At 70.5% G+C, this 22820-nt stretch carries 21 protein-coding genes and 1 pseudogene; 10 read left to right on the top strand and 12 right to left on the bottom strand.

Annotated elements, in window-relative coordinates; genetic code table 11:
- Positions 1-82 precede the first annotated feature (82 nt).
- Positions 83-1330, bottom strand: a complete 1248-nt coding sequence (locus ACIBEI_RS01780; RefSeq protein ID WP_398884004.1) for an aromatic acid exporter family protein — start codon at positions 1328-1330, stop codon at positions 83-85.
- A 270-nt stretch (positions 1331-1600) separates the two neighbouring features.
- Positions 1601-1813, bottom strand: a pseudogene (locus ACIBEI_RS01775) (FBP domain-containing protein); the annotation flags it as partial.
- Between the two features lie 97 nt (positions 1814-1910).
- On the opposite strand from ACIBEI_RS01775, the gene ACIBEI_RS01770 reads away from it, so the two are divergent.
- Complete coding sequence (locus ACIBEI_RS01770) at positions 1911-2795, top strand: DUF3626 domain-containing protein (RefSeq protein ID WP_398884002.1); 885 nt, start codon at positions 1911-1913, stop codon at positions 2793-2795.
- On the opposite strand, the gene ACIBEI_RS01765 is transcribed toward ACIBEI_RS01770, so the two are convergent.
- Both ACIBEI_RS01765 and ACIBEI_RS01760 read right to left on the bottom strand, forming a co-directional pair.
- Positions 2792-3442: a PAS domain S-box protein gene (locus tag ACIBEI_RS01765; RefSeq protein WP_398884001.1), complete on the bottom strand. Its 651-nt coding sequence runs from the start codon at positions 3440-3442 to the stop codon at positions 2792-2794. The genes ACIBEI_RS01770 and ACIBEI_RS01765 overlap by 4 nt on opposite strands.
- 2 nt (positions 3443-3444) lie before the next feature.
- Complete coding sequence (locus tag ACIBEI_RS01760; RefSeq protein WP_398883999.1) at positions 3445-3834, bottom strand: hypothetical protein; 390 nt, start codon at positions 3832-3834, stop codon at positions 3445-3447.
- Between the two features lie 242 nt (positions 3835-4076).
- Here ACIBEI_RS01760 and ACIBEI_RS01755 point away from each other — a divergent pair, with 242 nt between their 5' ends.
- Both ACIBEI_RS01755 and ACIBEI_RS01750 read left to right on the top strand, forming a co-directional pair.
- Entirely contained in the window at positions 4077-7250 is a 3174-nt protein-coding gene (locus tag ACIBEI_RS01755; RefSeq protein ID WP_398883997.1) for a cytochrome P450, read from the top strand.
- 89 nt (positions 7251-7339) lie between these two features.
- Positions 7340-8311: a phosphotransferase family protein gene (locus tag ACIBEI_RS01750; protein WP_398885061.1), complete on the top strand. Its 972-nt coding sequence runs from the start codon at positions 7340-7342 to the stop codon at positions 8309-8311.
- Between the two features lie 88 nt (positions 8312-8399).
- On the opposite strand, the gene ACIBEI_RS01745 is transcribed toward ACIBEI_RS01750, so the two are convergent.
- From ACIBEI_RS01745 to ACIBEI_RS01730, 4 genes are read right to left on the bottom strand one after another with little or no spacing between them, the layout of a single operon-like run.
- Complete coding sequence (locus ACIBEI_RS01745; protein WP_398883995.1) at positions 8400-9758, bottom strand: GH1 family beta-glucosidase; 1359 nt, start codon at positions 9756-9758, stop codon at positions 8400-8402.
- Between the two features lie 47 nt (positions 9759-9805).
- Entirely contained in the window at positions 9806-10726 is a 921-nt protein-coding gene (locus ACIBEI_RS01740) for a carbohydrate ABC transporter permease (RefSeq protein ID WP_398883993.1), read from the bottom strand.
- Entirely contained in the window at positions 10719-11708 is a 990-nt protein-coding gene (locus ACIBEI_RS01735; RefSeq protein WP_398883991.1) for a carbohydrate ABC transporter permease, read from the bottom strand. Before ACIBEI_RS01735 ends, ACIBEI_RS01740 begins: the two co-directional genes overlap by 8 nt.
- 7 nt (positions 11709-11715) lie before the next feature.
- On the bottom strand, positions 11716-13032 hold the full coding sequence (locus tag ACIBEI_RS01730) for an ABC transporter substrate-binding protein (protein WP_398883988.1): 1317 nt from the start codon (positions 13030-13032) through the stop codon (positions 11716-11718).
- A gap of 166 nt (positions 13033-13198) precedes the next feature.
- Here ACIBEI_RS01730 and ACIBEI_RS01725 point away from each other — a divergent pair, with 166 nt between their 5' ends.
- Together ACIBEI_RS01725 and ACIBEI_RS01720 are read left to right on the top strand one after the other, a co-directional pair.
- On the top strand, positions 13199-14491 hold the full coding sequence (locus ACIBEI_RS01725; RefSeq protein ID WP_398883986.1) for an ROK family protein: 1293 nt from the start codon (positions 13199-13201) through the stop codon (positions 14489-14491).
- 161 nt (positions 14492-14652) lie between these two features.
- Entirely contained in the window at positions 14653-14919 is a 267-nt protein-coding gene (locus ACIBEI_RS01720; protein ID WP_398883984.1) for a hypothetical protein, read from the top strand.
- Positions 14920-15152: 233 nt separating this feature from the next.
- Here ACIBEI_RS01720 and ACIBEI_RS01715 read toward each other — a convergent pair whose 3' ends face one another.
- A complete protein-coding gene (locus tag ACIBEI_RS01715) occupies positions 15153-16112 on the bottom strand; it encodes an SDR family NAD(P)-dependent oxidoreductase (RefSeq protein ID WP_398883982.1) in 960 nt (319 codons plus the stop codon).
- A gap of 342 nt (positions 16113-16454) precedes the next feature.
- A complete protein-coding gene (locus ACIBEI_RS01710; RefSeq protein WP_398885059.1) occupies positions 16455-17483 on the bottom strand; it encodes a PHP domain-containing protein in 1029 nt (342 codons plus the stop codon).
- Between the two features lie 179 nt (positions 17484-17662).
- Between ACIBEI_RS01710 and ACIBEI_RS01705 the strand changes: the two genes are divergently transcribed.
- From ACIBEI_RS01705 to ACIBEI_RS01685, 5 genes are all read left to right on the top strand, one after another.
- Complete coding sequence (locus ACIBEI_RS01705; RefSeq protein WP_266758148.1) at positions 17663-17899, top strand: hypothetical protein; 237 nt, start codon at positions 17663-17665, stop codon at positions 17897-17899.
- Positions 17900-18244: 345 nt separating this feature from the next.
- Complete coding sequence (locus tag ACIBEI_RS01700) at positions 18245-18610, top strand: hypothetical protein (protein WP_398883980.1); 366 nt, start codon at positions 18245-18247, stop codon at positions 18608-18610.
- A 3-nt stretch (positions 18611-18613) separates the two neighbouring features.
- Positions 18614-19366 (top strand): hypothetical protein, encoded by a 753-nt coding sequence (locus ACIBEI_RS01695; protein WP_398883978.1) that lies wholly within the window; start codon positions 18614-18616, stop codon positions 19364-19366.
- 2 nt (positions 19367-19368) lie between these two features.
- Complete coding sequence (locus ACIBEI_RS01690; RefSeq protein WP_398885057.1) at positions 19369-19740, top strand: peptidase inhibitor family I36 protein; 372 nt, start codon at positions 19369-19371, stop codon at positions 19738-19740.
- A 235-nt stretch (positions 19741-19975) separates the two neighbouring features.
- The gene (locus tag ACIBEI_RS01685) at positions 19976-20437 is read left to right on the top strand and encodes a hypothetical protein (RefSeq protein ID WP_398883976.1); all 462 of its coding nucleotides are present in this window, start codon (positions 19976-19978) and stop codon (positions 20435-20437) included.
- Between the two features lie 139 nt (positions 20438-20576).
- Here the strand turns inward: ACIBEI_RS01685 and ACIBEI_RS01680 are convergent, their stop codons facing one another.
- On the bottom strand, positions 20577-21848 hold the full coding sequence (locus tag ACIBEI_RS01680) for a ricin-type beta-trefoil lectin domain protein (RefSeq protein WP_398883974.1): 1272 nt from the start codon (positions 21846-21848) through the stop codon (positions 20577-20579).
- A 242-nt stretch (positions 21849-22090) separates the two neighbouring features.
- Positions 22091-22714, bottom strand: a complete 624-nt coding sequence (locus ACIBEI_RS01675) for a VanZ family protein (RefSeq protein WP_398883972.1) — start codon at positions 22712-22714, stop codon at positions 22091-22093.
- Between the last annotated feature and the right edge of the window lie 106 nt (positions 22715-22820).

The following is a 22820-nucleotide window of genomic DNA, read 5'->3' as shown; positions in this document are numbered from 1 at the left end:
CTTTGTCGTCATGTGGACATGTCGTTCTGCGATCGCCGTGTGTGTACGTCCATGGTGGGGATGTCGTACGGCGATCGGCACGTCACGTAGTACGACGTGAGGGGGCGGTACGGTTCCGCCGGGCGGAGCGCAGCCGTCGGCGGAGGCGGTCCAGGCGGGGCATGCGCTCGCGCTGTTCCCGCGTGCAGCGGTCCAGCTCCTCCAGGAGCCGGCGCGAGCGGTGCTCCATGTCGAGTTCGTCGAGTATCCGGGTGACCTCGGTGAGGGCGGCCCCGTGCAACTGCCACTGCCGGGCGTCCCGCTGGACCTCCTCCAGGAGGAGCTGGCTCAGCTTGTCGCGGGTGGCGGTCGCGGCGACGAGCTCGGAGGCGAGCCGGGACTCCGCCGACTCCGCGCTGTGACTGACATCGGTGGTGACCAGAACGGCGAAACTGACCACGGCGTCACCGACCTCCGCCAGCAACTGCTCCAGGGTCGCCCCGATCTCCGCCTCGAACAACGGCTCGGGCGCCCGCTCCTTGGCGAGGTCCGTCAGGGTGCGCGCGAGGACCCGCAGCACCACCGTGCAGATCTCCAGCGTGTCGAGGCCGGTGCGCAGCACGACCCGGTGCAGCAGTCCCTCCCGTACACGCGGATTGAGCCGCAGGCTGTCCTCGGCCTGTTTGAGGGCCGCGTCCACCTCGACGATGTCGTGGTCGAGCTCCCGTGCCTCGTGGAGCCGCGCCGCCGCGACCGCCACGGGAGTGCGGCCGGCGGCCTCCTCGCCGACGCGCAGCAGCAACTGCCGCATCCGGCGGGCCAGATCCTCGATGGACTGGCCGGCCGCGCCGACCCATACCGGGGGAGCGAACAGCAGATTGCAGCCGAATCCCACCAGAGCGCCGATCAGCGTCTCCAGGATCCGTGCCCAGGCCGTGTCGCCGACCCGGGTGACGCCGAGGACCAGCATGGCGCTGATCGCCACCTCGGGCACGAACTCGCTGACCCGCACCAGGTGCCCGACGGCCAGCGAGGCGAGGATGAGCAGCCCCAGACTCCACCAGGTCAGCCCCACGAGCGCGCTGAAGGCGATGGCGACGAGAACGCCCGCCACCACGGAGTTGACCCGCCGTATGCCGGTCGTGAGGGTGGCGTAGAGCGTCACCTGGACGACGAGGAGCGCGGTCAGGGGAGCGGTGAGAGGGGCGGCCTCGGGACTGAACCGCAGCGCCACCACGTACGCGATCGTCGCGGCGGCCGCAGAGCGGACCGTCTGGACGATCACTGGCTCCTGGCGCCACTTCGTCACCCGGGCGCTGCCCGCGGCCCACGCCTCACGTACATCTCGCATCCTTGGGCACTTCCCGTTCCACAGCCGCACCGAACTCGTCCAGACGGCGCAGCTCACCCGAGACGACGGCAAGGAGGCACAGGCCGAGCGGTCAGTCTGACATGGCCGGGAACGCGTTGACCAGGGCCGTTCGTGTCCGTCTCGACCCTGCTCGTCCGCCCCGGCGTCGTGGCGTCCGGCACGACACCGGCGTCGGCCCCACCCACGGACAGGGAGGTCGTACAGGCCCTCCAGCGCGCCGACCCCTCAGGCGTACAGCCGGTCCAGGAAGGCCGACAGTTGCAGGGTCACACCGGTGGGCCGGCCCGCCCGCTCGGTCACCAGGTAGCTGCGGTCGGGTGCTCCGGGGTCTCGCCAGCCCAGGAAGTCCAGGTCGTCCCACGGTCGTTCTGCCAGATCGCGCGGTACCGCCAGCCGTTTGGCCTCGCCCTTGGAGCAGTTGACAAATGAGTTGCGGATGTCCTGCTCGGAGAGTGGTCTCATCGTGAAGGGTTCTCCTGGCGCGTCGGTGGTCGACTTGGGGAAACCTAGGGCTCCTAGGTTCTGGCCTAGATTAGGTAGTCGTGTCGAGGGAGATCCAGTGAATTTCGGGGGCATTCGCTCACCGCGGGCGCGGGCTCTGCGTCATGTCGCGGCGCTGTCGTCCGGACCCGCCCTCGACCCGGCGCTCCGGCTGACCCTGAATCTGCACCCGGACCGCCTGGTGGGAGGGCGCCCGATCCTGGAGGCGCTGGCCGAGGACGGCACGTACCACTCGCAGTACGTCACGGGCACCAGCAACGGTGGGCTGACGGCGCATCCGGGCGGCGACCGATGGCGCTGGGAGAGCCGGATGTTCGGCGGGGCATACGACGCGGCGGCCCCGCACGAGCGGCCGGTGTACGGCGCGCTGAACTTCCGGCACCAAGTGGTCGGCGCCGCACCGAGATTCGGCTCCGCGCACTTCCGGCTGGCCCCGGACGCGCTGTGGCGCGCCACGTTCTGCTACCCGGACAGCTCCGTCGACCCGACGGCGTTCGGGGTCGCCGACGGGATGTCCCTCATCGGTCTGGCCGAGGCGGACGACCGGGACGCCCTCGACGACTACATCGAGGCGCAGGTGCACGGACGGGTCGCCCTGGACCGGGACACGGAGACGCTGGTCCTGGACGCCTGCTACCGCGGCACCCCTGTCGAGGCCGCGGCCCGGCGGCTGCCCTGCCCGGTCGAATGGCACCCCGGGTACCGGCTCTCCGTCGAGGAGTTGCGCCGCCACCCGGACTTCCGCGGTCCGCGGTACGTCGAGCTGGGGGCGCGGATCGCCGAGGACGGGCACCTGGACCCGCGGGTCATCGGCGACGCCGCCCGCACCGGGCGTCACGACCCGCAGGACCTGAAGAAGGTGTGGCACTGCCTGGCCAGGTTCGGGGCGCCCGCCGGACGAACCGCCTCGACGAGCGAGTCGGCGGGCCGGTCGTCCCGCTAGTCGGGGGGAGCGGCGGACGGCGGCCAGGTGCCGGGGGCGAGTACGCCCAGGGCGTAGGCGCGGGCGACGAGTTCCGTGCGGTTGGCCGCCTTCCAGCGGCGGGTCAGGCGGCGCAGATGGTAGTTGACGCCGTCCACGGTGAGGCCGGTCTCGCGGGCGGCGTGCGCGGTGGTCGCACCGCCGGCGAGCAGGGCCAGGATGCGGGCCTCGGCCTCAGTGGCCGGCGGCCCGGCGGGAGCCGGCGTCGGCGTCCGCGGTTCGTGTTCGCCGAGCACCCGTAGCAGGACGAGCAGATTGGTGGTCGCGTCGACGGTGTCACTGACCGGGTCTGCCGTCAGCTCGCCGTACCGCTCGATGCCGCCGGTAGCCCGCCAGCGGACCGCGATCTGGTAGCGCGAGCGGTGACGAAGCCGCAGCGCCTCGGCGATGCGGTCCACCTGCGTCGCCTGCTGGGGCTGGAAGAGATCCAGTACGTCCCGGCCGCGGAGGCCGCCCGGAGTCGCGCCCCATTCCGCCGCCATCGCCGGGTTGGCCAGGACGATCGTCCCGTAGACGTCGCACACCGCGATGGGCATGGGGGTGCGGTCGAAAAGGGTCATGGCCCGGTTGCGCCAGACCACCGCGGACTCGGGAGGTACGTCGGGCATGGTCAGGCGTCGTCGTCGCTGTCGTCGCCGTCGTCGTCCGTGTGCGTGGCCGAGTTGGACAGGCGCAGCGCGAGGGTGCGCAGGAGTTCGGTGCTCTTGATGTCGGTCCGGCCCGTGTCGTGGACCTCGGCGAGTTCCGAGAACAGGAAGGCGAAGGCGCCGACCAGGGAGATCGCCGCGGGCATCAGGGCGTCGATGACGGCCTGACCCGCCTCGGCCGGGGTTGCGTCGCCGGGGACCTCCACCGCCGGGAACACCTCGGTCACCAGCCTGCCGAGCTGTGCCTCTCCGGCGTCTATGTCGACCTCGACGTCCTCGTTGAGCCTGCGCACCATCTCCTGGGTCTCGGTCAGGACGCCGATGGCTCGCAGGATGATCTCGCTCTGTTCCATGTGGCGGAGCCTATGCGCTCCGCTTGTTCGGCGGGGGAAGCGTGCTGGGCGTTGTGATTCGGGTGCGGGTTGGCTGTGGCTGATCGCGCAGTTCCCCGCGCCCCTAAAAGCCGCGCAGCCGCAAGCCCTGTCCGCGGGAAAGTACTGCACGATCATGTAGCCCCGTGGCGCGAACGGCTGCGCGGGCTGGTTGAAGCTGGGACGGCCGTGACTTCCGTACCACGAAAGGCAGTTGTCGCGTCATGACCCCCACCGTGTCGCATCCGCATGTTGTCGGGACCCTTGATGGGGTTCCTGTTGTTGACATTTCCGCCGTCGGGCCTGGCCGCACCCCACTGCAGCAGGTCATGGAGTTGAGCCGGGCCCACGGGCCGGTGCTCGTGCGGCGGCTGCACGGGCGGGACACCCTGTTCGTGAGCGACCTTGAACTGGTGACCGATCTCGCCGACGAGACGAGGTTCGCCAAGCATGTCGGGCCCGCTCTGGAGAACGTGCGGGAGTTCGCCGCGGACGGGCTCTTCACGGCGTACAACGACGAGCCGAACTGGGCCAGGGCGCACGACATCCTGATGCCGGCCTTCGCGCTCGGGTCGATGCGGACGTATCACCCGGTGATGCTGAAGGTGGCGCGCAGGCTGATCGACTCGTGGGACCGCGGGGCCCGTGACGGGGCTCCGGTGAACGTTCCCGACGACATGACGCGGATGACGCTCGACACCATCGGCCTTGCCGGGTTCGGCTACGACTTCGGGTCGTTCGAGCGGGACGAGCCGCATCCGTTCGTCGAGGCCATGGTCAGATGCCTGGAGTGGAGCATGACCAGGCTGGGCCGCCTCCCCGGCCAGGACCACTCCGCGGCGGACGCCGCCTTCCGGGGCGACGCCGACTACCTGGCACAGGTGGTCGACGACGTGATCGAGGCCCGGGTCTCCGAAGGAGAGGGCACTGCGGAGGACCTGCTCGGACTCATGCTCTCGGCCGAGCACCCCGTCGACGGCACCAAGCTCGACACCGCCAATATCCGCAACCAGGTGATCACCTTCCTGATCGCGGGCCACGAGACCACGTCCGGCGCCATGTCGTTCGCCCTCTACTACCTCGCCAAGCACCCCGCCGTGCTCCAGCTCGTACAGCGCGAGGTGGACGCGCTGTGGGGCGACACGGCCGGCCCCGAGCCGACGTTCGACGAGGTCGGGCAGCTCGCGTACACCCGGCAGGTGCTCAACGAGGCGCTGCGGCTGTGGCCGACGGCCGCCGTGTTCGGCCGGCACGCACGGGAGGACACGCTGCTCGGCGGGCGGATCCCGGTGAGTGCCGGGCAGGGCGCCATGGTGCTTGCTCCGATGCTGCACCGGCAGCCGGTGTGGGGCGACAACACCGAGCTGTTCGACCCCTCGCGCTTCACCCCGGAGGCGGAGGCCGCGCGCTCCCCGCACGCGTTCAAACCGTTCGGCACCGGTGAACGCGCCTGTATCGGGCGGCAGTTCGCGCTCCACGAGGCGACCATGCTGCTGGCGATGATCGTCCACCGCTACCGGCTGCACGACCACGCCGACTACCGGCTCACGGTCAAGGAGACGCTGACGCTGAAGCCCGACGGCTTCACGCTCACGCTCACCCCGCGCACGACGGCCGACCGGGAGCACGCCCAACTCCCGGGCACCGCACGGGAACAGGCCGCCGTGGCCGACGAGAAGACGCTGCCCGCCCGGGTACGCCCCGGCACCCGGGCGCTCTTCCTGCACGGCAGCAACTACGGGACCTGCCGCGAGTTCGCCGCCCAACTGGCCGACCAGGCAGCCGCATTGGGGTGCCAGACCGAGGTGGCGGCGCTGGACGCGTACGCCGACGGGCTGCCTGCCGACCGCCCCGTCGTCATCACCGCGGCCTCCTACAACGGCCGGCCCACCGACGACGCCACCGCCTTCGCCGCCTGGCTGGATGAGGCCCCGGCCGCCGCCGACCTGACGTACGCCGTCCTGGGTGTCGGCGACCGCAACTGGGCCGCCACCTACCAGCACTTCCCGACCCGCATCGACGACCGGCTGGCGGAGCTGGGCGGTACCCGGCTCCTGGACCGCGCGGCCGCCGATGCCTCGGGCGATCTCGGCGGCACCGTCCGTGGCTTCACCGCCGAGCTGCGCACGGCCCTGCTGGAGAAGTACGGCGACCCGGAGGCCCCGGACGCCACCGCACCGGACGACACGGCGGCGGCCTACGAGGTCCGTACGCTGACCGGCGGCCCCCTCGACGCGCTCGCCGCCCGGCACGATGTCGTCCCGCTGACGGTCACCGATGCCTATGACCTCACCGCTCCCGGCCACCCGCGCACGAAGCGCTTCGTGCGGCTCGCCCTGCCCGACGGTACGACCTACCGCACGGGCGACCACCTCACCGTGCTGCCCGTCAATGCTCCGGAACTCGTCGAGAGGGCCGCGGCCGCTCTTGGCGTGGACCTCGACGCCGTGCTCGACATCCGGGCGAGCCGCCCGCGCCGCGACGGAATCGCCGTGGACCGGCCGTTGACAGTACGTCAACTGCTCACGCATCACGTGGAGTTGCAGGAGCGTCCCACCGCGGACCGGTTGGCGGTACTCGCCGCCGCCAACCCGTGCCCGCCCGAGCGGGCCGCCCTCGCCAACCTCCAGGCCTCCGATCAGCGGACTCTGATCGAGCTGGTCGAGGCGTACCCCGCGCTGCGCGGCGCACTGGGCTGGCCGCTGCTCCTCGAAGAGATCCTCACGCCACTGCGCCCTCGTACCTACTCGATCTCGTCCTCGCCCGCCACCGACCCCTCTCACGCCGACCTGATGGTCTCGCTGCTGGAGGCCCCGGCCCGCTCGGGGAACGGCGTCTACACGGGGACCGGCTCCGGCCATCTGAGCGCGGTCAAGCCGGGCGACACCGTACTGGCCCGGGTCCAGCCGTGCCGGGAGGCCTTTCGTATCGACCACTCGGCACCGGTCGTCATGGTGGCCGCGGGAACGGGCCTCGCCCCTTTCCGCGGGGCCATCGCGGACCGCACTGCGGCGGACACCCAACTGGCCCCTGCCCTCTGCTACTTCGGCTGTGACGCCCCGGACGCCGACTTCCTGCACGCCGAGGAACTCCGCGCCGCCGAGGCAGCCGGAGCCGTCTCCCTCCGCCCTGCCTTCAGCGCGGCCCCCGTCGACGGCATGACCTTCGTCCAGCACCGGATCGCCGCCGAGGCGGACGAGGTGTGGGAACTGCTCAACTCCGGTGCCCGTGTCTACGTCTGCGGCGACGGTTCACGAATGGCACCCGGGGTGCGTGACGCCTTCCGTACCCTGTACCGGGACCGTACGCAGGACGCCGACGACGCGGCCTGCGAGCGGTGGCTCGACGAGCTGGTCGCGGCGGGCCGCTATGTGGAGGACGTCTACGCGGCCGGGTGAGCCGCGTGGCGACGGATCGCCGACCGGGCGGGCGCAACACCGAGCGGTGCAACGACAAGCGGTGCAACGACGGGAACGGGGTGGGCGGGATGTCGGAGGAGCGGGCCGGACGGATCCTGGAGGCGGCCGGGTTTCCGCCCGGCGGCCTCGCCGGCCGCCGTCCGATGAGCGGCGGGACGTACAACACCGTCGAGGAACTCCGCCTCACCGACGGAAGCCGGTACGTGCTGAAGATCCCGCCACCGCCGACCGTGCCCGGCATGAGCCACGAGCGTGAACTCCTCGTCTCGGAGGCGGAGTTCTACCGCGCCGCCGCCACGGTCGACGTGCCCGCGCCGAGGGTCGTGCACGTCTGCCTGGACGCGTCCGAGGGCTGCCATCTCCTGATGACGGCCTGCCCGGGTGACGCTTGGGACGACACCTGCTCGGACGCCGAACAGGCGCTGTTGCGCCGGGAGTTGGGGCGGCATGTGGCCCGCCTCCATGAGGTGACCGGCCCCGGCTTCGGGTACCCGTCCGGGGCTCTCGGGCCCCTGTCCACCGACTGGCGTTCGGCCTTCACCGCCATCTACGAAGCCGTCCTGGACGACGCCCGCCGGTACGAGGCCTGGCTGCCGCGCCCGGTGGACGAGGTGGCCCGCGCGGCCAAGTCGGCGTACGACGCCCTGGACGAGGTCACGGACCCGCGCCTGGTGCACTTCGACCTGTGGCAGGGGAACATCCTGATCGACCGCCCGGAAGGCGGCGGCGAGCCCCGGATCGGCGGACTGATCGACGGCGAGCGCATGTTCTGGGGAGACCCCCTCGCGGACTTCGTCTCCCTGGAGCTCCTCGGTGACATCAGGAAGGACCACGCCTTCCTGACGGGTTATCAAGAAGCGGGCGGACGGGCCGAGTTCACCCACTCGGCCCGTCCGCGCCTCGCCCTCTACCGCAGCTATCTCTACCTGATCATGCTCATCGAGACCGTCCCGCGTGGCGCCGGTGACGAGCAGGTCGCCTGGGTCAGGAAACGCGTCGCCCCGGAACTCACCGCGGCGCTGGACGAACTCGGCCAGTAGGCCCCGCACTTGGCCAGTAGCCCTCGAACCCGGCCAGTTGGCCTCGGTCTCGGTCAGCGAGGTTGGGGCCGGCTCGGCGGAGTGAGCCTCAGGCCGCCTTCCGTGCCCTCCCGCCGTGCTCCTGGATGATCTCCGCGTACCGTCGCCCGCTGCCCTTCACCGTGCGCCGCTGCGTCCGGTAGTCGACGTGCACGAGCCCGAAACGCTTGTCGTAGCCGTACGCCCACTCGAAGTTGTCCAGCAGCGACCAGGCGAAGTAGCCCGCCAGGGGAGCCCCCTTGCGGACGGCCGACGCACAGGCCGCCAGATGCTGTTCCAGGTAGAGGGTGCGCTCGGGGTCGTCGACCGTGCCGTCGGCGCGGACGACGTCCGGGTAGGCGGAGCCGTTCTCGGTGACGTACAGCCGCCGGGCGCCGTAGTCGTCGGTGAGGCGCAGCAGCAGGCTCTCGATGCCGGACGCGTCGACCTCCCAGTCCATGCCCGTGCGCGGCACACCCGGCCGGCGGACCGACTGGGCGAAGGGAGCCGGCCCGTCGGGGTCGTCGGTGACGGCCGACGGGAAGTAGTAGTTGAGGCCCAGCCAGTCCAGGGGCTGGGCGATGGTCGCCAAGTCGCCCGCCCGCTCGGGGAGTTCGACTCCGTACACCTCGCGCATGTCCGCCGGGAAGCCGCGGCCGTGCACCGGGTCGAGCCACCAGCGGTTGGTGTGGCCGTCCATGCGCCGGGCCGCCGCGACGTCCTCGGGGCGGTCGGTGGCGGGCTCGATGCTGGAGAGGTTGTTGACGATGCCGACCTCGGCGGCCGGTGCCGCGGCCCGGATCGCCTGCGTGGCGAGGCCGTGGCCGAGAAGCAGATGGTAGGAGGCTCGGACGGCCGCCGTGAGGTCCGTGAAGCCCGGAGCCATCTTCCCCTCCAGATGGCCGATCCACGCCGAGCACAGCGGCTCGTTGAGGGTCGTCCAGTGCTTGACCCGGTCACCGAGGCGCTCGGCGACGGCCGTCGCGTACGACGCCAGGTGGTACGCCGTGTCGCGCTCGGGCCAGCCGCCCCGGTCCTGGAGCGCCTGCGGCAGGTCCCAGTGGTAGAGGGTCACCGACGGCGTGATCCCCGCCTCCAGCAGGCCGTCGACCAGCGAGTCGTAGAAGTCGAGGCCCTTGGCGTTCACCGGGCCGTCGCCGCCCGGCACGACGCGCGGCCAGGCCACCGACAGCCGGTACGCGTTGGTGCCCAGCTCCTTCATCAGGGCGATGTCCTCGCGCCACCGGTGGTAGTGGTCGCAGGCGATGTCCCCGTGGTCGTCGCCGTCGACCTTCCCCGGTGTGTGCGAGAAGGTGTCCCAGATGGAGGGCGAGCGGCCGTCCTCGGTGACGGCACCCTCGATCTGGTACGCCGACGTGGCCGTCCCCCACACGAAGTCCTGGGGGAGCGCGGCGAGGTCGATGGTCACAGAAGTCCTTTCGGAGGAAGGGGAGTTGGAGCGCGGGGAGGAGTCGGTCACTTCACGGCTCCGGCGGTGAGCCCGGCGACCAGATAGCGCTGGAGCAGCAGGAACCCGGCGACCACGGGGACGCTCACGACGAGCGAGGCGGCCATGACCTGGTTCCAGTACACGTCGTTCTGCGTGGCATAGCCCTTGAGACCGACGGCGAGCGTACGGGTGGTGTCGTTGGTCATCACCGACGCGAACAGCACCTCGCCCCACGCGGTCATGAACGCGTACACCGCGACCGCGACGATCCCGGGGACCGCGGCGGGCACGACGACCCGGAAGAGCGCGCCGAGCGGCCCGCAGCCGTCCACCATCGCCGCCTCGTCCAAGTCCCGTGGTACAGACTCGAAGTAGCCGATCAGCATCCAGATCGAGAACGGCAGCGAGAACGTCAGATACGTGAGGATCAGGCCGATCCGCGAGCCGAAGAGCGCGATGCCGGTGGCGTTGCCGATGTTCACGTAGATCAGGAACAGCGGGAGCAGGAAGAGGATCCCGGGGAACATCTGGGTGGACAGCACGGTCACGGTGAACAGACGCTTCCCGCGGAAGCGGTAGCGGCTCACCCCGTACGCGGCGAAGATCGCGATCACCACCGAGAAGACCGTCGCCGCGCCCGCCACGATCAGCGAGTTGACGAAGTACTTCGCCAGCGGAACGGTCGACCAGATGTCGATGTACGGGCGGATCGTCAGCCCGCTGGGCACCCAGCGGAACTTGCCCGACACGTCCTGCAGCGGTTTCAGCGAGCTGGACAGCATCACGTACACCGGCAGCAGGACGAAGCCCGTCAGCAGGGTGAGGAAGATGCGGCGCGACCAGAGGAAGGACCGGGGCGCGGCCATCGGGGACCGCGACGCCGACGGCGACCGCTTGGACGGTGACTGCTTGGGCAGTGACTCCTTGGACAGCGCCTGGCTAGACATCGGCCGCCCTCCGTCCGCGTGAGGTCAGGACGAGGTAGACGCCGGTCACGAGCAGCAGGAACAGCAACAGCATCACGGACATCGCCGATCCCGTCCCGAAGTTCCATGTCACGAACGACGACTGGTAGATGTGGATCGAGATCAGGTCCGCCGCCTCCGGTGCCGCCTGGCCGAACAGCACGTACGGCGTGTTGAAGTCGTTGAACGTCCACAGGAAGAGGACCAGGACGAGCACCTGGTTGACCGGGCGCAGCGAGGGCAGCGTGATGCGGCGGATCTGCTGGAGCATGCCGGCCCCGTCGATCGCCGCCGCCTCGTACAGCTCCTTGGGGATGTTCTGCAGGCCCGCCATCACGATGAGGAAGGCGAACGGCCAGCCCTTCCACACCGACACGACGAGCAGGGCGACGAAGCTGTTGTCGCCGATCAGCCAGAAGGACGGGCTGTCGGTGAGGCCCAGCTGGTCGTGCAGCACGTGGTTCACCAGGCCGTTGTCGCGCTGGAACATGAACGCCCAGGTGATGACGGCCGCGTACACCGGAAGCGCGTACGGGATGAGGAAGACCGCGCGGAGGAAGCCGCGGCCGCGGAACGTCTCCTGCATGTAGACCGCGGCCACCGTGCCGAGCAGCCAGCACAGGCCGACGGACAGCACGGTGAAGGCGCAGGTCACGAAGAAGGAGTGGAGCAGCGCTTCGCCGACGGGCGCGTCGAAGTCCACGGACAGGCTGTAGTTGTCGAACCCCGCCCAGGGCGCGGCGCCCCAGTCGCGGATGTAGAACTGCGTGAGTTCCTTGAAGCTCATCACGATGCCGATGACCATCGGCACCAGATGGACGAGGAGTTCGAGCAGCAGGGCGGGCAGGAGGAGCAGATACGGCAGGGCGATACGGCGTACTCGCCCGGTGCGGCGGCGCGGGGTGGGCCCCGTCGCACCGGGCAACGCCTCCTCCCCGACCGCGGGTTCAGCGGTCACGGTCATCGAACGCTCACTTCTTCGGCATCTGCTGCTGAGCCTCGGAGAGCTTCTCCTTGACCGAAGCGGTCGTCACCGCCCGGCCGGCCGCCGCGTCCGCGAACAGCTCCTTCACGGCCGTGCCCACCGCCGTCTCGAACTGCGACTCGTTGGGCACCTGGGGCAGTGGGGCCGCGCTCTTGGCGAGCGTGTCCCTGATCACCTTCAGCGCGGGCGTGTTGAACGCGGGATCGTCCTGGGCCGCCTTGACCGGGGGGATGGACCCGTACGTCTTGTTGAGCGTCTTCTGTTCGGCGTCGCTCGTCATGAACTTCACGAATTTCAGGGCGCCGTCGATGTTGTCGGTGTTCTTGAAGACGGCCAGGTTGATGCCCGCCACCATCGAGTTGACGGCGGTGCCCGAGCCCGGGCTGCCGGACTGGACCGGCACCGGCGCGACACCCCAGTCGTCGTCGCTCATGCCGTGCGCCTCTAGCGTGGTGGCGGCGGTCTGCCACAGCACCATCGCCGTCTTGTCCTTGGCGAAGTCCTGCAGCGACTGGTTCTGCGCGTACTCGGCGTTGCCGGGCGCGATGACCTTGTCCTTGCCCATCAGGTCGACGTACTGCTTGACCGCCGCGACGGCCCCGTCGGAGGTGAAGTCGGGCTTCCCGTCGGCGTCGAAGAAGTCGGCGCCGTGCTGCTTGCCGAGGACGAAGACGTGGTGGATGTTCTCCGACGGGTTCGAACCCTCGGCGGCCAGCGCCCACTTGCCGTCCTTGGAGATCTTCTTCCCGTCGGCGACCAGGTCGTCCCAGGTGGCGGGCGGCCCGGATATCCCCGCGTCCGCGAACATCTTCTTGTTGTAGTAGAGCGCGTACGCCATCGAGTACAGCGGCACCGCCGCCGGATCCGAGCCGGTCGCCCCGGCCGAACCGAGCGCCGACTCGACGAACCGGTCCTTGCCGCCGATCTTGTCGAAGTTCTTGGCGTCCCAGGGCAGCAGGGCCCCCGTCGCCTGGAGCGAGGCCGACCAGGTGTTGCCGATGTTGAGAACGTCCGGGCCCTGGCCCGAAGTGGCCGCGGCGAGAATGCGGTTGAGGAGGTCGGACCAGGGGATGACCTCCAGCTTGACCTTGATGCCGGTGTCCTTCTCGAACTTCTTCAGCTCGGGCGTGAGGATCTTCTTGTCGGCCTCGATGCTCGGGCCCTGGTTGGAGGCCCAGTAGGTGAGCGTCTTCGGCGAGTCGTTCGACCCGCCGTCCGTCGACGAGCCACCGCCGCAGGCGGTCACGGCGGCCAGCAGTGAGACGGTGACCGCGCTCGCGGCCGCGGCTCGGGTTCTGCGCATGACGTCTGGCGTCCCTTCCCGGAGGGAGATGCGTGAGGGCGCCGCGTTCACTTCCCGAACGCCCTCACGTCTTAATTTAGGACGTGAGTTAAGACCTGGAAGAAAGTCGCGTCAAGGGATAGCGCAGGGGTATCTTGCAGGTCGGGGGACGGCGGGAAGGAGCCACATGGCTGGGCGGAACGGCCGCACGGTGCGTGACCTGCGGCGGGGCAATCGCACGGCCGTGCTGCGTCGGCTCTACTTCGACGGACCGATGAGCCGTTTCGAACTCGGCCCGGCCACCGGACTGAGTTCCGGTTCCATCAGCAACGTCGTCGCCGAACTCGTCGCCGACGGTCTGGTGGAGGAGGCGGGCAGCGTCGACTCCGACGGCGGCCGCCCACGCACCCTGCTGCGGGTCGCGCCCGCCAGCGGCCACATGATCGGCGTGGACGTCGGCGAGACCCGCGTACGCGTCGAGCTCTTCGATCTCACCCTCACCGAACTCGCCCGCACGGAACGGCCCTTGGAGCATCAGGGCTACGACGTCGACGTCATCGTCGGCCACATCCGCGACGGCATCACGGAGGTCCTCGCCGCCGCCGGCATCGCCCCCGAGCGGCTGCTGGGCGTCGGCATCGGAGTGCCCGGCATAGTGGAGCGCACTCCGGCCGAGGGCGCCGTGGTGCACGGCCAGACCATCGGCTGGCCGGCCGTCCCGCTGGAGTCCCTGCTCCGCACGGCCTGCGGACTCCCGGACTCCGTCCCGTACTTCACCGACAACGGCGCCAAGACGCTCGGCCAGGCCGAGATGTGGTTCGGCGCCGGACGCGGCGCGGACAACGCGGTCGTGGTCCTCTTCGGCTCAGGCGTCGGCGCCAGCCTCGTCACGGACGACGTGGAGCGGGGCCGGGCCGTGGAGTGGGGGCATCTGACCGTACGGGTCAGGGGGCGCCGCTGCCGGTGCGGTGCGCTCGGCTGCCTGGAGGCCTACGCCGGAGCCGAAGCCCTCCTGGAGCGCTGGGAGGAGGCGGGCGGACACCCGCCGAAGCGGGTCGACGAGGAGACCGCCCTCACCGCGATGCTCGCCGCCGCCTATCCGGCCGACGACTCGAAAGCCGACCCGATGGCGCTCGCCGTGCTGGAGGAGACGGCCGAGTACCTGGGCGCGGGCCTCTCGGACCTGATCAACCTGTTCCAGCCCGAGCGCATCCTCATCGGCGGCTGGGCCGGACTCCAGCTCGGCTCCCGCTTCCTGCCCGCCGTTCGCGAACACGCCGTCTCGTACGCGCTGCGCCATCCGGCCGAGCGGGTCACCATCGAGCTCGGCGCCCTCGGCCCCGACGCCGTCACGGTCGGCGCGGCGATCCTCCCGCTCGCCGACTTCTTCGCACACGGCGGACGACGCCCGGGCCCCGAAGCGGGCGACAACCAGCTCCCGGCGTGGCGCGCGGCCATGGAGGAACGCGCTCCGCATTAACGCCTTCCGGGGGTTTCACCGGTCGCGTCGGCAGGTACCCGCACCAGGGCCGACGCGGAGGTCCGACGGAGTTCTGTCCGACGTTCTGTACGACGACGAATTCCGTACGACAAGGAGTTCCGCCCGGCCGGGAACCACACCGACGAGGAGGGGAGCGCGCCGTGAGCGACGACCGGACGAAGAGGGCCGGGGAGGACGCGGGCCCCGTCCCCCGGGACCTGCCCGACCAGCAGGCCCAGGAGGGTGGGGACCGCTGGGACATCACGCCCGCCGACCCCACGCGGCACGAGGGCTCCGACGACGACACGCCGGAGTCGGACACCGACGTCCCCGACACCGACGAGGCGGGCACACGGCGGCGAGGTGACGAGCACTCCAGCAGCACCGTGCACCCCGAACACCCGGGGCCGGAGGAGTCCCCGGCCTGAGCCGGCATGGCGGCCGGGCCGTTGATATCGGCGGCCTGAGCCGATCTCCGGCCGGGCCGTTCGACGTCTGCGGCCTGGGCCGATGCCTCGACCCGGCCGCTGATGTCCGCGGGTCGTTCGTGGCCGGTGCCGCCCGCGCGGAGGAGCCGCACGACGTTCGCAGCCTCGCGCCCTCACGAGGGCCGCGGCGACCGGGATTTCACCGGCCCGCCCGCGCGGTCGCGGTCAGGTGCTCAGGCGAAGGCGTTCACTCCGGTGAGCTTCGCGGAGAGGGCCCACAGGCGGGCCGCCGACGCCGGGTCGACGGCGTAGGCGCGTACGCCGATGCGCTCGCCGTCGGCCGGGGCGGGGTCGGAGATGTCGCAGTCCTCGCAGTAGACGCCGCCCATGCCGGACAGCTGGGGCGAGGTCGCCGCCCACACCTGGGTGGCCGCGCCCTGCTCGGGAGTCTTGAAGCCCTCCGGGTTCAGCGGAGTGCCGTTCTCGTCGATCCAGCCGCGCTCGACCATCTCTTCTTTGGCGAGGTGCCGCTGGAGCGGGGTGAGGATGCCGCCCGGGTGCAGCGAGAAGGCCCGTACACCGGAGTCCTTGCCGAGGGCGTCGAGCTGTACGGCGAACAGGACGTTGGCGGTCTTCGCCTGCCCGTACGCCTCCCACTTGTCGTAGCCCTGCCGCCAGTGCGGGTCGTCCCAGCGGATGTCGGAGTTGTGGTGGCCGGCCGAGGAGACGGAGACGACGCGGGCACCGCCCGGGGCGATCGCCGGCCAGAGCCGGTTGACGAGAGCGAAGTGGCCCAGGTGGTTGGTCGCGAACTGGGCCTCCCAGCCCGGGCCGACGCGGGTCTCCGGGCAGGCCATGATCCCGGCGTTGTCGATGAGGATGTCGACGGTGCGGTCCGAGGCGAGGAACCTCTCGGCGAAGGCGCGGACGCTGTCCAGGTCGCCGAGGTCGAGCTCGTCCACCTCGACACCGTCGAGGGCGGCGACCGCCTCCTCGGCGACCGACCTGCGCCGCGCCGGGACGACGACCCGGGCACCGGCCTTGGTGAGCGCGCGGGTCGTCTCCAGGCCGAGCCCCGAGTAGCCGCCGGTGACGATCGCCAGCTTCCCCGTGAGGTCGATGCCGTCGAGCACGTCGTCAGCGGTGCTCCTGGGGCCGAATCCCGAACCGATCTTGTGCTGTGCAGTGGTCATACGGCCGACGCTACGAATTGAAGCGCTCTCGAAGTCAAGCGCGGCCCGGCGTGGCGCGAGGGAAGTGCGGAGACGGACAGCGGAGACAAGGGAGGAGACAGACAGCGGAGACAAGGGAAAGGCCCCGACCGGACGGGGGAATCACGGTCGGGGCCGTCTGTGGGTGGCCACGGATGGCGGTCGCCTCTCGGCGGGATGCTCCACAGGGCTTCAGCCGAACGATCTTCCCTGTGGGCGGAAGGTGAGGCCCGGGGACACTGTCCCATCCGCACCCACAGCTGATTTAACGGGAAACTACCGGCGGGTGTTCCCAGGTCCGCACGGCGTTTCCCGTGACGTGTGTCACGAAGGGGTTTCACGACGTCCCGTCCACGCCAGCAGCTCCTCCGCGGTCCAGGTATTGACCACGCGCTCCGGAGGCACCCCGCACTCCTCGGCCCGCGCGCACCCGTACGGCTGCCAGTCGAGCTGCCCGGGCGCGTGGGCGTCGGTGTCCACGGAGAACAGCACACCCGCCTCGACCGCCCGGCGGAGCAGCCGGCGCGGTGGGTCCAGCCGCTCCGGACGGCTGTTGATCTCGACCGCCGTGCCCGTCTCGGCGCAGGCGGCGAAGACCTCGTCCGCGTCGAACTCCGACTCGGGCCGCCCGCGCCCGGTGACCAGCCGTCCCGTGCAGTGACCCAGCACGTCGGAGTGCGGATCGCGTACGGCGGCGACCATCCGGCGCGTCATCGCGGCCGCGTTCATCCGCAGTTTGGAGTGGACGGACACGACCACGAGATCGAGCCGGTCCAGCAGCTCGGGCTCCTGGTCGAGGGACCCGTCGTCAAGGATGTCGCACTCGATTCCGGTGAGCAGCCGGAAGGGAGCCCAGCGCTCGTTGAGTTCCGCGACGAGGGCGAGCTGTTCCCGCAGCCGCTCGGGGGACAGCCCGCGCGCCACCGTGAGCCGCGGAGAGTGATCGGTGAGCACCGCCCACTCGTGCCCGAGCCGTGCCGCCGTACGGCCCATCTCCTCGACGGGGCTGCCGCCGTCCGACCAGTCCGAGTGCAGATGGCAGTCGCCGCGCAGCAGCGCCCGCAGCTCCTCACCACCCTGGACGAGAGGGCCCGCGGCCTCCTGTTCCTGTTCCAGCTTCTCCAGGTAGCCCGGCGTCTGTCCGGCCAGCGCCTCGCGCACCACCTGCGCGGTCTTCGGCCCGATGCCCTTCAGCGACTCCAGCGATCCCTCGGCGGACCGCCGGGCCACCTCGTCGGCGGGCAGCCCCGTGACCACGCCCTCCGCCGTGCGGAACGCCTGTACGCGGTAGGTGGGGGCCAGGGACCGCTCCAGCAGGAACGCGATCCGGTCCAGGGCCTCGGCCGGGTCCATGGTTCCAGCGTGGCGCAGCCCGCCGCCGCCCGCACGGCAGCCGACATGGCCGCCTTGTGCCACCATGAACTGCGACCTCGTACGGACGCCGGTCACGCCGGCGCCGCCGAGTGCCACGACGACCGACAGCGCCGCCCGGGCAGGCTTATCGGCGGCACGCGTGTGGAACCGGTGGGATCATGACTGAAATCGCAAGCCCCCACATCTCGCACCCGCGGATCACGGTCCTGGGCGTCCAGCCCGGCGATCCGCCCTTCCGCATCGTGGAGATCGACGGCGCTGTCATCGGCGAGGCCAGGAGCTTCACGGACGTCCTGATGGCCGCTGCCGCGTACGGGATTCCGGTGCATGACGCCGATGACCCGGCTGTGGTGCGGTGGGTCGGTGGAGACAAGCTCACCTGGCATCTTCGGTAGGGCTCCGCGGTAGGGCTCGGCGGTAGGGCTCCGCGGTTGGGCTCCGCCGAGGGGAGTGGGTACACCGCGGGCCGGTGGGGGTTGATCGCGCAGTTCCCCGCGCCCCTATGGGGGCGCGTCATGGTTCTCGCCCGCTGTTCGGGTGAATGTGGTTGGGGGCGCGCGGACCTGGGTTTTTGCGCCGTGGTGAGCCGTCGTGGACTGGGCTGCTCCGTGCATCGGGAGGCGGGCGCGGCCGCGCATGGGCCCGCTCCCACGAGGGCACTTTGATCTTGGCGGTCACCGTGATCACGATCCGGCCAGGTTGCCCCGCGCGTATCCCTCCCTCGTACGACTGGAGTCGTCATGTTCCGTCGCCCCGCCCTGCCCGCGGCCCTGCTCGCCGCCGTCGCCGTCCTGGGCGCCGCTCCCCTCGCGACGGCCGCGCCGACGGCACCCGCCGCGGGTTCCGTGTGCTTCTGGACCGGAGCCGGACAGCACGGCACGTCCTGGTGCTACACACCACCGGGCTATACGGACGTACCGGAATCCCTGCACGACAAGGCGGCGTCGTTCCGCTCGGACGCGAACACCGCCGTGTACGCCATCGACTGGGCCCGGGACACCTGCTACTACCGGCTGATCCGGGCGCACGACCTGGCGGACAACTGGCCCTGGGGTGCCCGGCTCGACGGGGTGTCCGACACCACGATGGGCTGCGAGGTCGGCTGAGCCGTGCGACTGCCGCGTGCGCTCGGCGCTGCCGTCTCCGTCGTATTGGCGCTGCTGGCGTTGTTGGCATTGGGCGGATGCGTCACGCCGACCGGCGCGGGACCGGACGCGCCTGCGCTGCCCAGGACCGAGCGGGAGCGGGACGACCTCATCAAGGCCGCTCAGCAGGTTCTCGTCGAACGGTGCCTGGCCGGGCGGGGGCTGTCCTCGAAACCGGCCGCCGGCGAACGGCGGGAGGGCGGAACGGACGACGCCGCGGACCGGCGACTGCAGGGCGCCCTCTTCGGCCGTGGCCGTACCGAACTGTCCGTCACCCTCGCCACCGGATACACCGTCAGGGCGCACACCGACGGCTGCCTCGCCGCCGCGCAGCGCGAGCTGTACGGGGACGAGCGGCGCTGGTTCCGAGCCCAGGTCGTCGTGAACAACCTCCGCGCCGAGGCCGGGCTGCGACTGAAGGACGACCCCGACCACCGGGCAGCGCACGGCCGTTGGGTCCGGTGCGTCACACCGGACCACGGACCCAGACCCGAGCGGCCCGACCCGGCGGTCGCCGCGCGCTGCGACCGCGAGAGCGGCCTCGGCGGGGTGCGCGCCCGGCTGGAACCGGCCCTGCTGGACCAGGTCCGCGCCGAGCGGCGCGACCAGTTGACCACCTACCGGCAGCTGCGCACCCGCGCACTGCACCGCGCGGCGGATCTGTACGCCGAGCGGACCGTTCGGAAGAACCGAGAGAAAGGCAGTACCCCTTCGTGATCATCAAGCGCTTCGCCGTCTCCGCAGCCGCGGCCGTCCTCGCCCTGAGCGGCGGTCTGGCCCTGGCCTCGCCCGCCGGCGCCGCCAGCTGCCCGAGCGGAGAGTTCTGCGTCTGGGAGAACGCGAACTTCGGCGGTCAGCGAGCCAACTGGTCGGGCGACGACGGCTGGTGGGAGAGCTGGATCGCCGACACCGACTCCTCCTGGGCCAACCACGGCATCTCCGGACCCGGCATCAAGGACCACGTCCGGGTGTACGAGGACGCCTATCGGGGCGGCGACATGACGATCTGCCTGTCACCGGGACAGGAGGTCGGCTACAACGGCGTGGCCAACGACCGCGGCGACTCGCACACCTGGGCCATGAACTGCTGACAGTCACCGGCCGCGCGCCCGGCGGGTGACCTCAGGAGGGGAGTGGCACGCCCGAGCGATCGGGCGTGCCACGTGATGAACGGGTCGCACGACGGAGCGCGTGGCGAATGTGCGGGAGATGTCCGGGAACGGCAACAGCGACGGAGGAGAGCACAACGCCCGCCGGGGGCGGCGGGTCTGCTCCTGTGACCAGCCCAACTCATGGGCACAGCAAGGAAAAAACGGGGTACCTCACATGTTCCGCACCGTCACGCGCCCGACCAAGCGTGTCGCCCTCGCCCTCGGCTGCGCGGCCGTCCTCGGTCTCGGGCTCGCTTCCACCGCACCGGCCTCCGCCGCACCCGCCGCGGACCCGAACGACCGCTACACCGCCGAGGAGATCCACACCTTCCTCGGAGACTTCTACGGCGACCACGGGCCCGGCGACTTCGCCCGGAAATACGGCATCTCCGAGCACCTGAAGGAGAAGGTCGCGCAGAGCGAGGGCGTCGACATCCTGCTCTGCGCCCAGAACGAGCCGCGGTCCATCGACATCGGCTCGGTGAGCACGGCCCAGTCCGCGGGCGTCGGCTACGCCACGGTGACCACGCACTGGGGCGAGCAGGGTCAGGACACGGCGACCTTCACGGCGTACGTCGGCCTGGACGCCACGCGGCCCATCCAGCTGCAGGACACCGACTGCGAGGCGAGCGACTGACAAGCAGGTGCGGGCGTGCGGCCGACTCCCCACGTCAGTCGGCCGTACGCCCGCACCTGCGGGTATTGCTTCCGCGTCGGCGGGTGGTGCCTCTGCGTCGGCGGGTGGTGCTTCCGCGTCGGTCAGTTGTTCCGACCGGTCAGCCGACGGTCCACTTCTGGTTGGCTCCGCCCGAGCACGTCCAGATCTGGAGCCGTGTGCCGTTGGCGGAGTTGTTTCCCGTCACGTCCAGGCACTTGTTGGCCTGTGGATTCACGATGTCGCCGGCCGCGCTGACCACCCAGCGTTGATTGGCCCCGCCCCCGCAGTCCCAGAGCTGCACGGTCGAACCGTCCGCCGTGCCGTTGCCCGTGATGTCCAGGCATTTGCCGAGCGCCCGGATCGAGCCGTCGGAGGCCACGGTCCACTGCTGCGCGGCGGAGCTGTTGCAGTCGTAGAGCTGAACGGGCGTGCCGTTGGCGGAACTCGCGCCCGCCACATCGACGCACTTGCCCGCGAGCCCCCTGATGGGCGCACCGCCACCGGAACCGTCGCTCGTCGTCACCTTCACCTCGTCCACGACGAGTTGCTGGGGGAACTGGGTCGAGCCGTCCGGGTCGCCCGGCCAGTAGCCGCCCACCGCGAGGTTGAGGATCAGGAAGAACGGCTTGTTGAACACCCACTGCCTGCCGCCCAGATCGGCGGGGGTGCGCCGCTGGTAGACATTGCCGTCCACGGACCAGGTGACCGCGTCGGGGCTCCAGTCGATGGCGAAGGTGTGGAAGGCGTCCGCGAAGGCCTGGCCACCGGGCAGCGAGTAGGCGGCGCCGATGCCTCCCGAGCCGGAGTAGCCGGGGCCGTGCAGGGTGCCGTGGACCGTCGAGGGCTCGAAGCCGACGTTCTCCATGATGTCGATCTCGCCCGAGTTGGGCCAGCCGACCTGTCCGATGTCGTTGCCGAGCATCCAGAAGGCGGGCCACATGCCCTGACCGCGCGGGACCTTCAGCCGGGCCTCGACCCGGCCGTACGTCGTAGTGAACTTGCCGGCCGTGTTGAGGCGGGCCGAGGTGTACTCACAACGCCCGTACCAGCACTGGTAGTTGTTAGGGTTCTCGCGGCGGGCCTCGATGACCAGGTGGCCCTGGCCGTCGAGCTTCGCGTTGTTGTTGCCGGCTGTGTAGTACTGCCGCTCGTGGTTGTTGACGTTGTCGCCGGTCTCGATCTGCCATTTCGAGGAGTTGACGGCCGAACCGGCGGCGCCGTCGAAGGTGTCCGAGAACGTCACGGCCGCGGCGGCCTTCGGCTCGGGGGCCGCCTGCCCTGCGGCGGCCTGCCCCGCATCCGCCTGCGCGGGCATGACCGCGGCGGATGCGAGGAGTACGGCGGACAGGGTGGCGAGGAGGCATCTGCGGAGCAGGCGTGGCGAGTCCACGACTCTCCCTTCCGTACGGCGATCCCTGTGGGGGGATGGGTGCCGACTGAGGTGGGGGGTGCGCGCTTCGACTCTTGATTTAAGAGGTGAGGTAAGGGGACGTCAAGACTTTGGTACGTACCATTCCTTCACAACTTGACGTTCACCCCTACGACTTCACGCCCTCAGGCCCCCGTGCCTCCTCGCACGAGCCTCCATGCGTTCACACCTTCAAGCCTGCGAGTCTTCAAGCCTCCAGGCGCTCACGCCTCCGAGTTCTTGCTGCGGCGCTTGCGCGGATGCACCGCACGGTTCAGCCGCCGGCCGAGGAGCAGGTAACCGACGAGCGCCCCGCTGGTGTTGAGGATGACGTCGTCGACGTCGAAGGCGCGCCCGGTGACCACCGCCCCCTGCACCAGCTCGACCATCATCATCACGGCCGCCGTAAGGAGGAGCACTCGCAGGATCCCGCGCGCCTTGGGGACCAGGACGGGCAACAGCACCCCGAAGGGGATGCCGAGGACGAGGTTGCCGCCGATCTGTTTGAAGGCGTCACGCAGTTCGGGCTGGTCGAGATAGGCGCGCAGGGAACGGCCCGGATGCAGGTTGCTGTGCGTCAGTGCCTCGGAGGCCGGCGACGGCTGCAACGTGATCTGGGCCAGCGCGGCGGCGAAGGCCACCATCGCCGCGAAGGCGATGAGCATGACCACGAACCGGACGACAAAGGGAAGTGGTCGTCGTTCGCCCGGAGCCGTCGACGAGCGGGGGTCGGACTTGGTGCCGGGGGAGCGCGACTTCTTGGTACGAGGGCTGGCTTTCTTGGCGTCGGAATGAGGTGTGGAGCGAAGGCGTAGTGCGATGCGCGGGCGTGACACTGCGCGGGCCATTCAACCCTCCAGTTTTCAACTGTCTTCCGATGGCAGGCGATTACCCCCGAAGGGGCCGAAGATGCCGACGACATGTGTGCCGGGCCCGAGCCCCCGATCGCCCCGG

The sequence above is a fragment of the Streptomyces sp. NPDC050988 genome (genome assembly GCF_044456225.1).
Taxonomy (GTDB): Bacteria; Actinomycetota; Actinomycetes; order Streptomycetales; family Streptomycetaceae; genus Streptomyces.
The sequence above is the reverse complement of the archived record's forward strand: the minus strand, read 5'-3'. Positions and strand labels throughout refer to the sequence as shown.

Bases quoted from the DNA above. Each gene is read 5' to 3' on its own strand.
- ACIBEI_RS01765 (WP_398884001.1), bottom strand. From the start codon at position 3,442: ATGCCCGACGTACCTCCCGAGTCCGCGGTGGTCTGGCGCAACCGGGCC.
- ACIBEI_RS01715 (WP_398883982.1), bottom strand. From the start codon at position 16,112: ATGACCACTGCACAGCACAAGATCGGTTCGGGATTCGGCCCCAGGAGC.
- ACIBEI_RS01700 (WP_398883980.1), top strand. From the start codon at position 18,245: ATGTTCCGTCGCCCCGCCCTGCCCGCGGCCCTGCTCGCCGCCGTCGCC.
- ACIBEI_RS01675 (WP_398883972.1), bottom strand. From the start codon at position 22,714: ATGGCCCGCGCAGTGTCACGCCCGCGCATCGCACTACGCCTTCGCTCC.
- ACIBEI_RS01780 (WP_398884004.1), bottom strand. From the start codon at position 1,330: ATGCGAGATGTACGTGAGGCGTGGGCCGCGGGCAGCGCCCGGGTGACG.
- ACIBEI_RS01740 (WP_398883993.1), bottom strand. From the start codon at position 10,726: ATGTCTAGCCAGGCGCTGTCCAAGGAGTCACTGCCCAAGCAGTCACCG.
- ACIBEI_RS01735 (WP_398883991.1), bottom strand. From the start codon at position 11,708: ATGACCGTGACCGCTGAACCCGCGGTCGGGGAGGAGGCGTTGCCCGGT.
- ACIBEI_RS01685 (WP_398883976.1), top strand. From the start codon at position 19,976: ATGTTCCGCACCGTCACGCGCCCGACCAAGCGTGTCGCCCTCGCCCTC.
- ACIBEI_RS01705 (WP_266758148.1), top strand. From the start codon at position 17,663: ATGACTGAAATCGCAAGCCCCCACATCTCGCACCCGCGGATCACGGTC.
- ACIBEI_RS01760 (WP_398883999.1), bottom strand. From the start codon at position 3,834: ATGGAACAGAGCGAGATCATCCTGCGAGCCATCGGCGTCCTGACCGAG.
- ACIBEI_RS01750 (WP_398885061.1), top strand. From the start codon at position 7,340: ATGTCGGAGGAGCGGGCCGGACGGATCCTGGAGGCGGCCGGGTTTCCG.
- ACIBEI_RS01730 (WP_398883988.1), bottom strand. From the start codon at position 13,032: ATGCGCAGAACCCGAGCCGCGGCCGCGAGCGCGGTCACCGTCTCACTG.
- ACIBEI_RS01755 (WP_398883997.1), top strand. From the start codon at position 4,077: ATGACCCCCACCGTGTCGCATCCGCATGTTGTCGGGACCCTTGATGGG.
- ACIBEI_RS01710 (WP_398885059.1), bottom strand. From the start codon at position 17,483: ATGGACCCGGCCGAGGCCCTGGACCGGATCGCGTTCCTGCTGGAGCGG.
- ACIBEI_RS01725 (WP_398883986.1), top strand. From the start codon at position 13,199: ATGGCTGGGCGGAACGGCCGCACGGTGCGTGACCTGCGGCGGGGCAAT.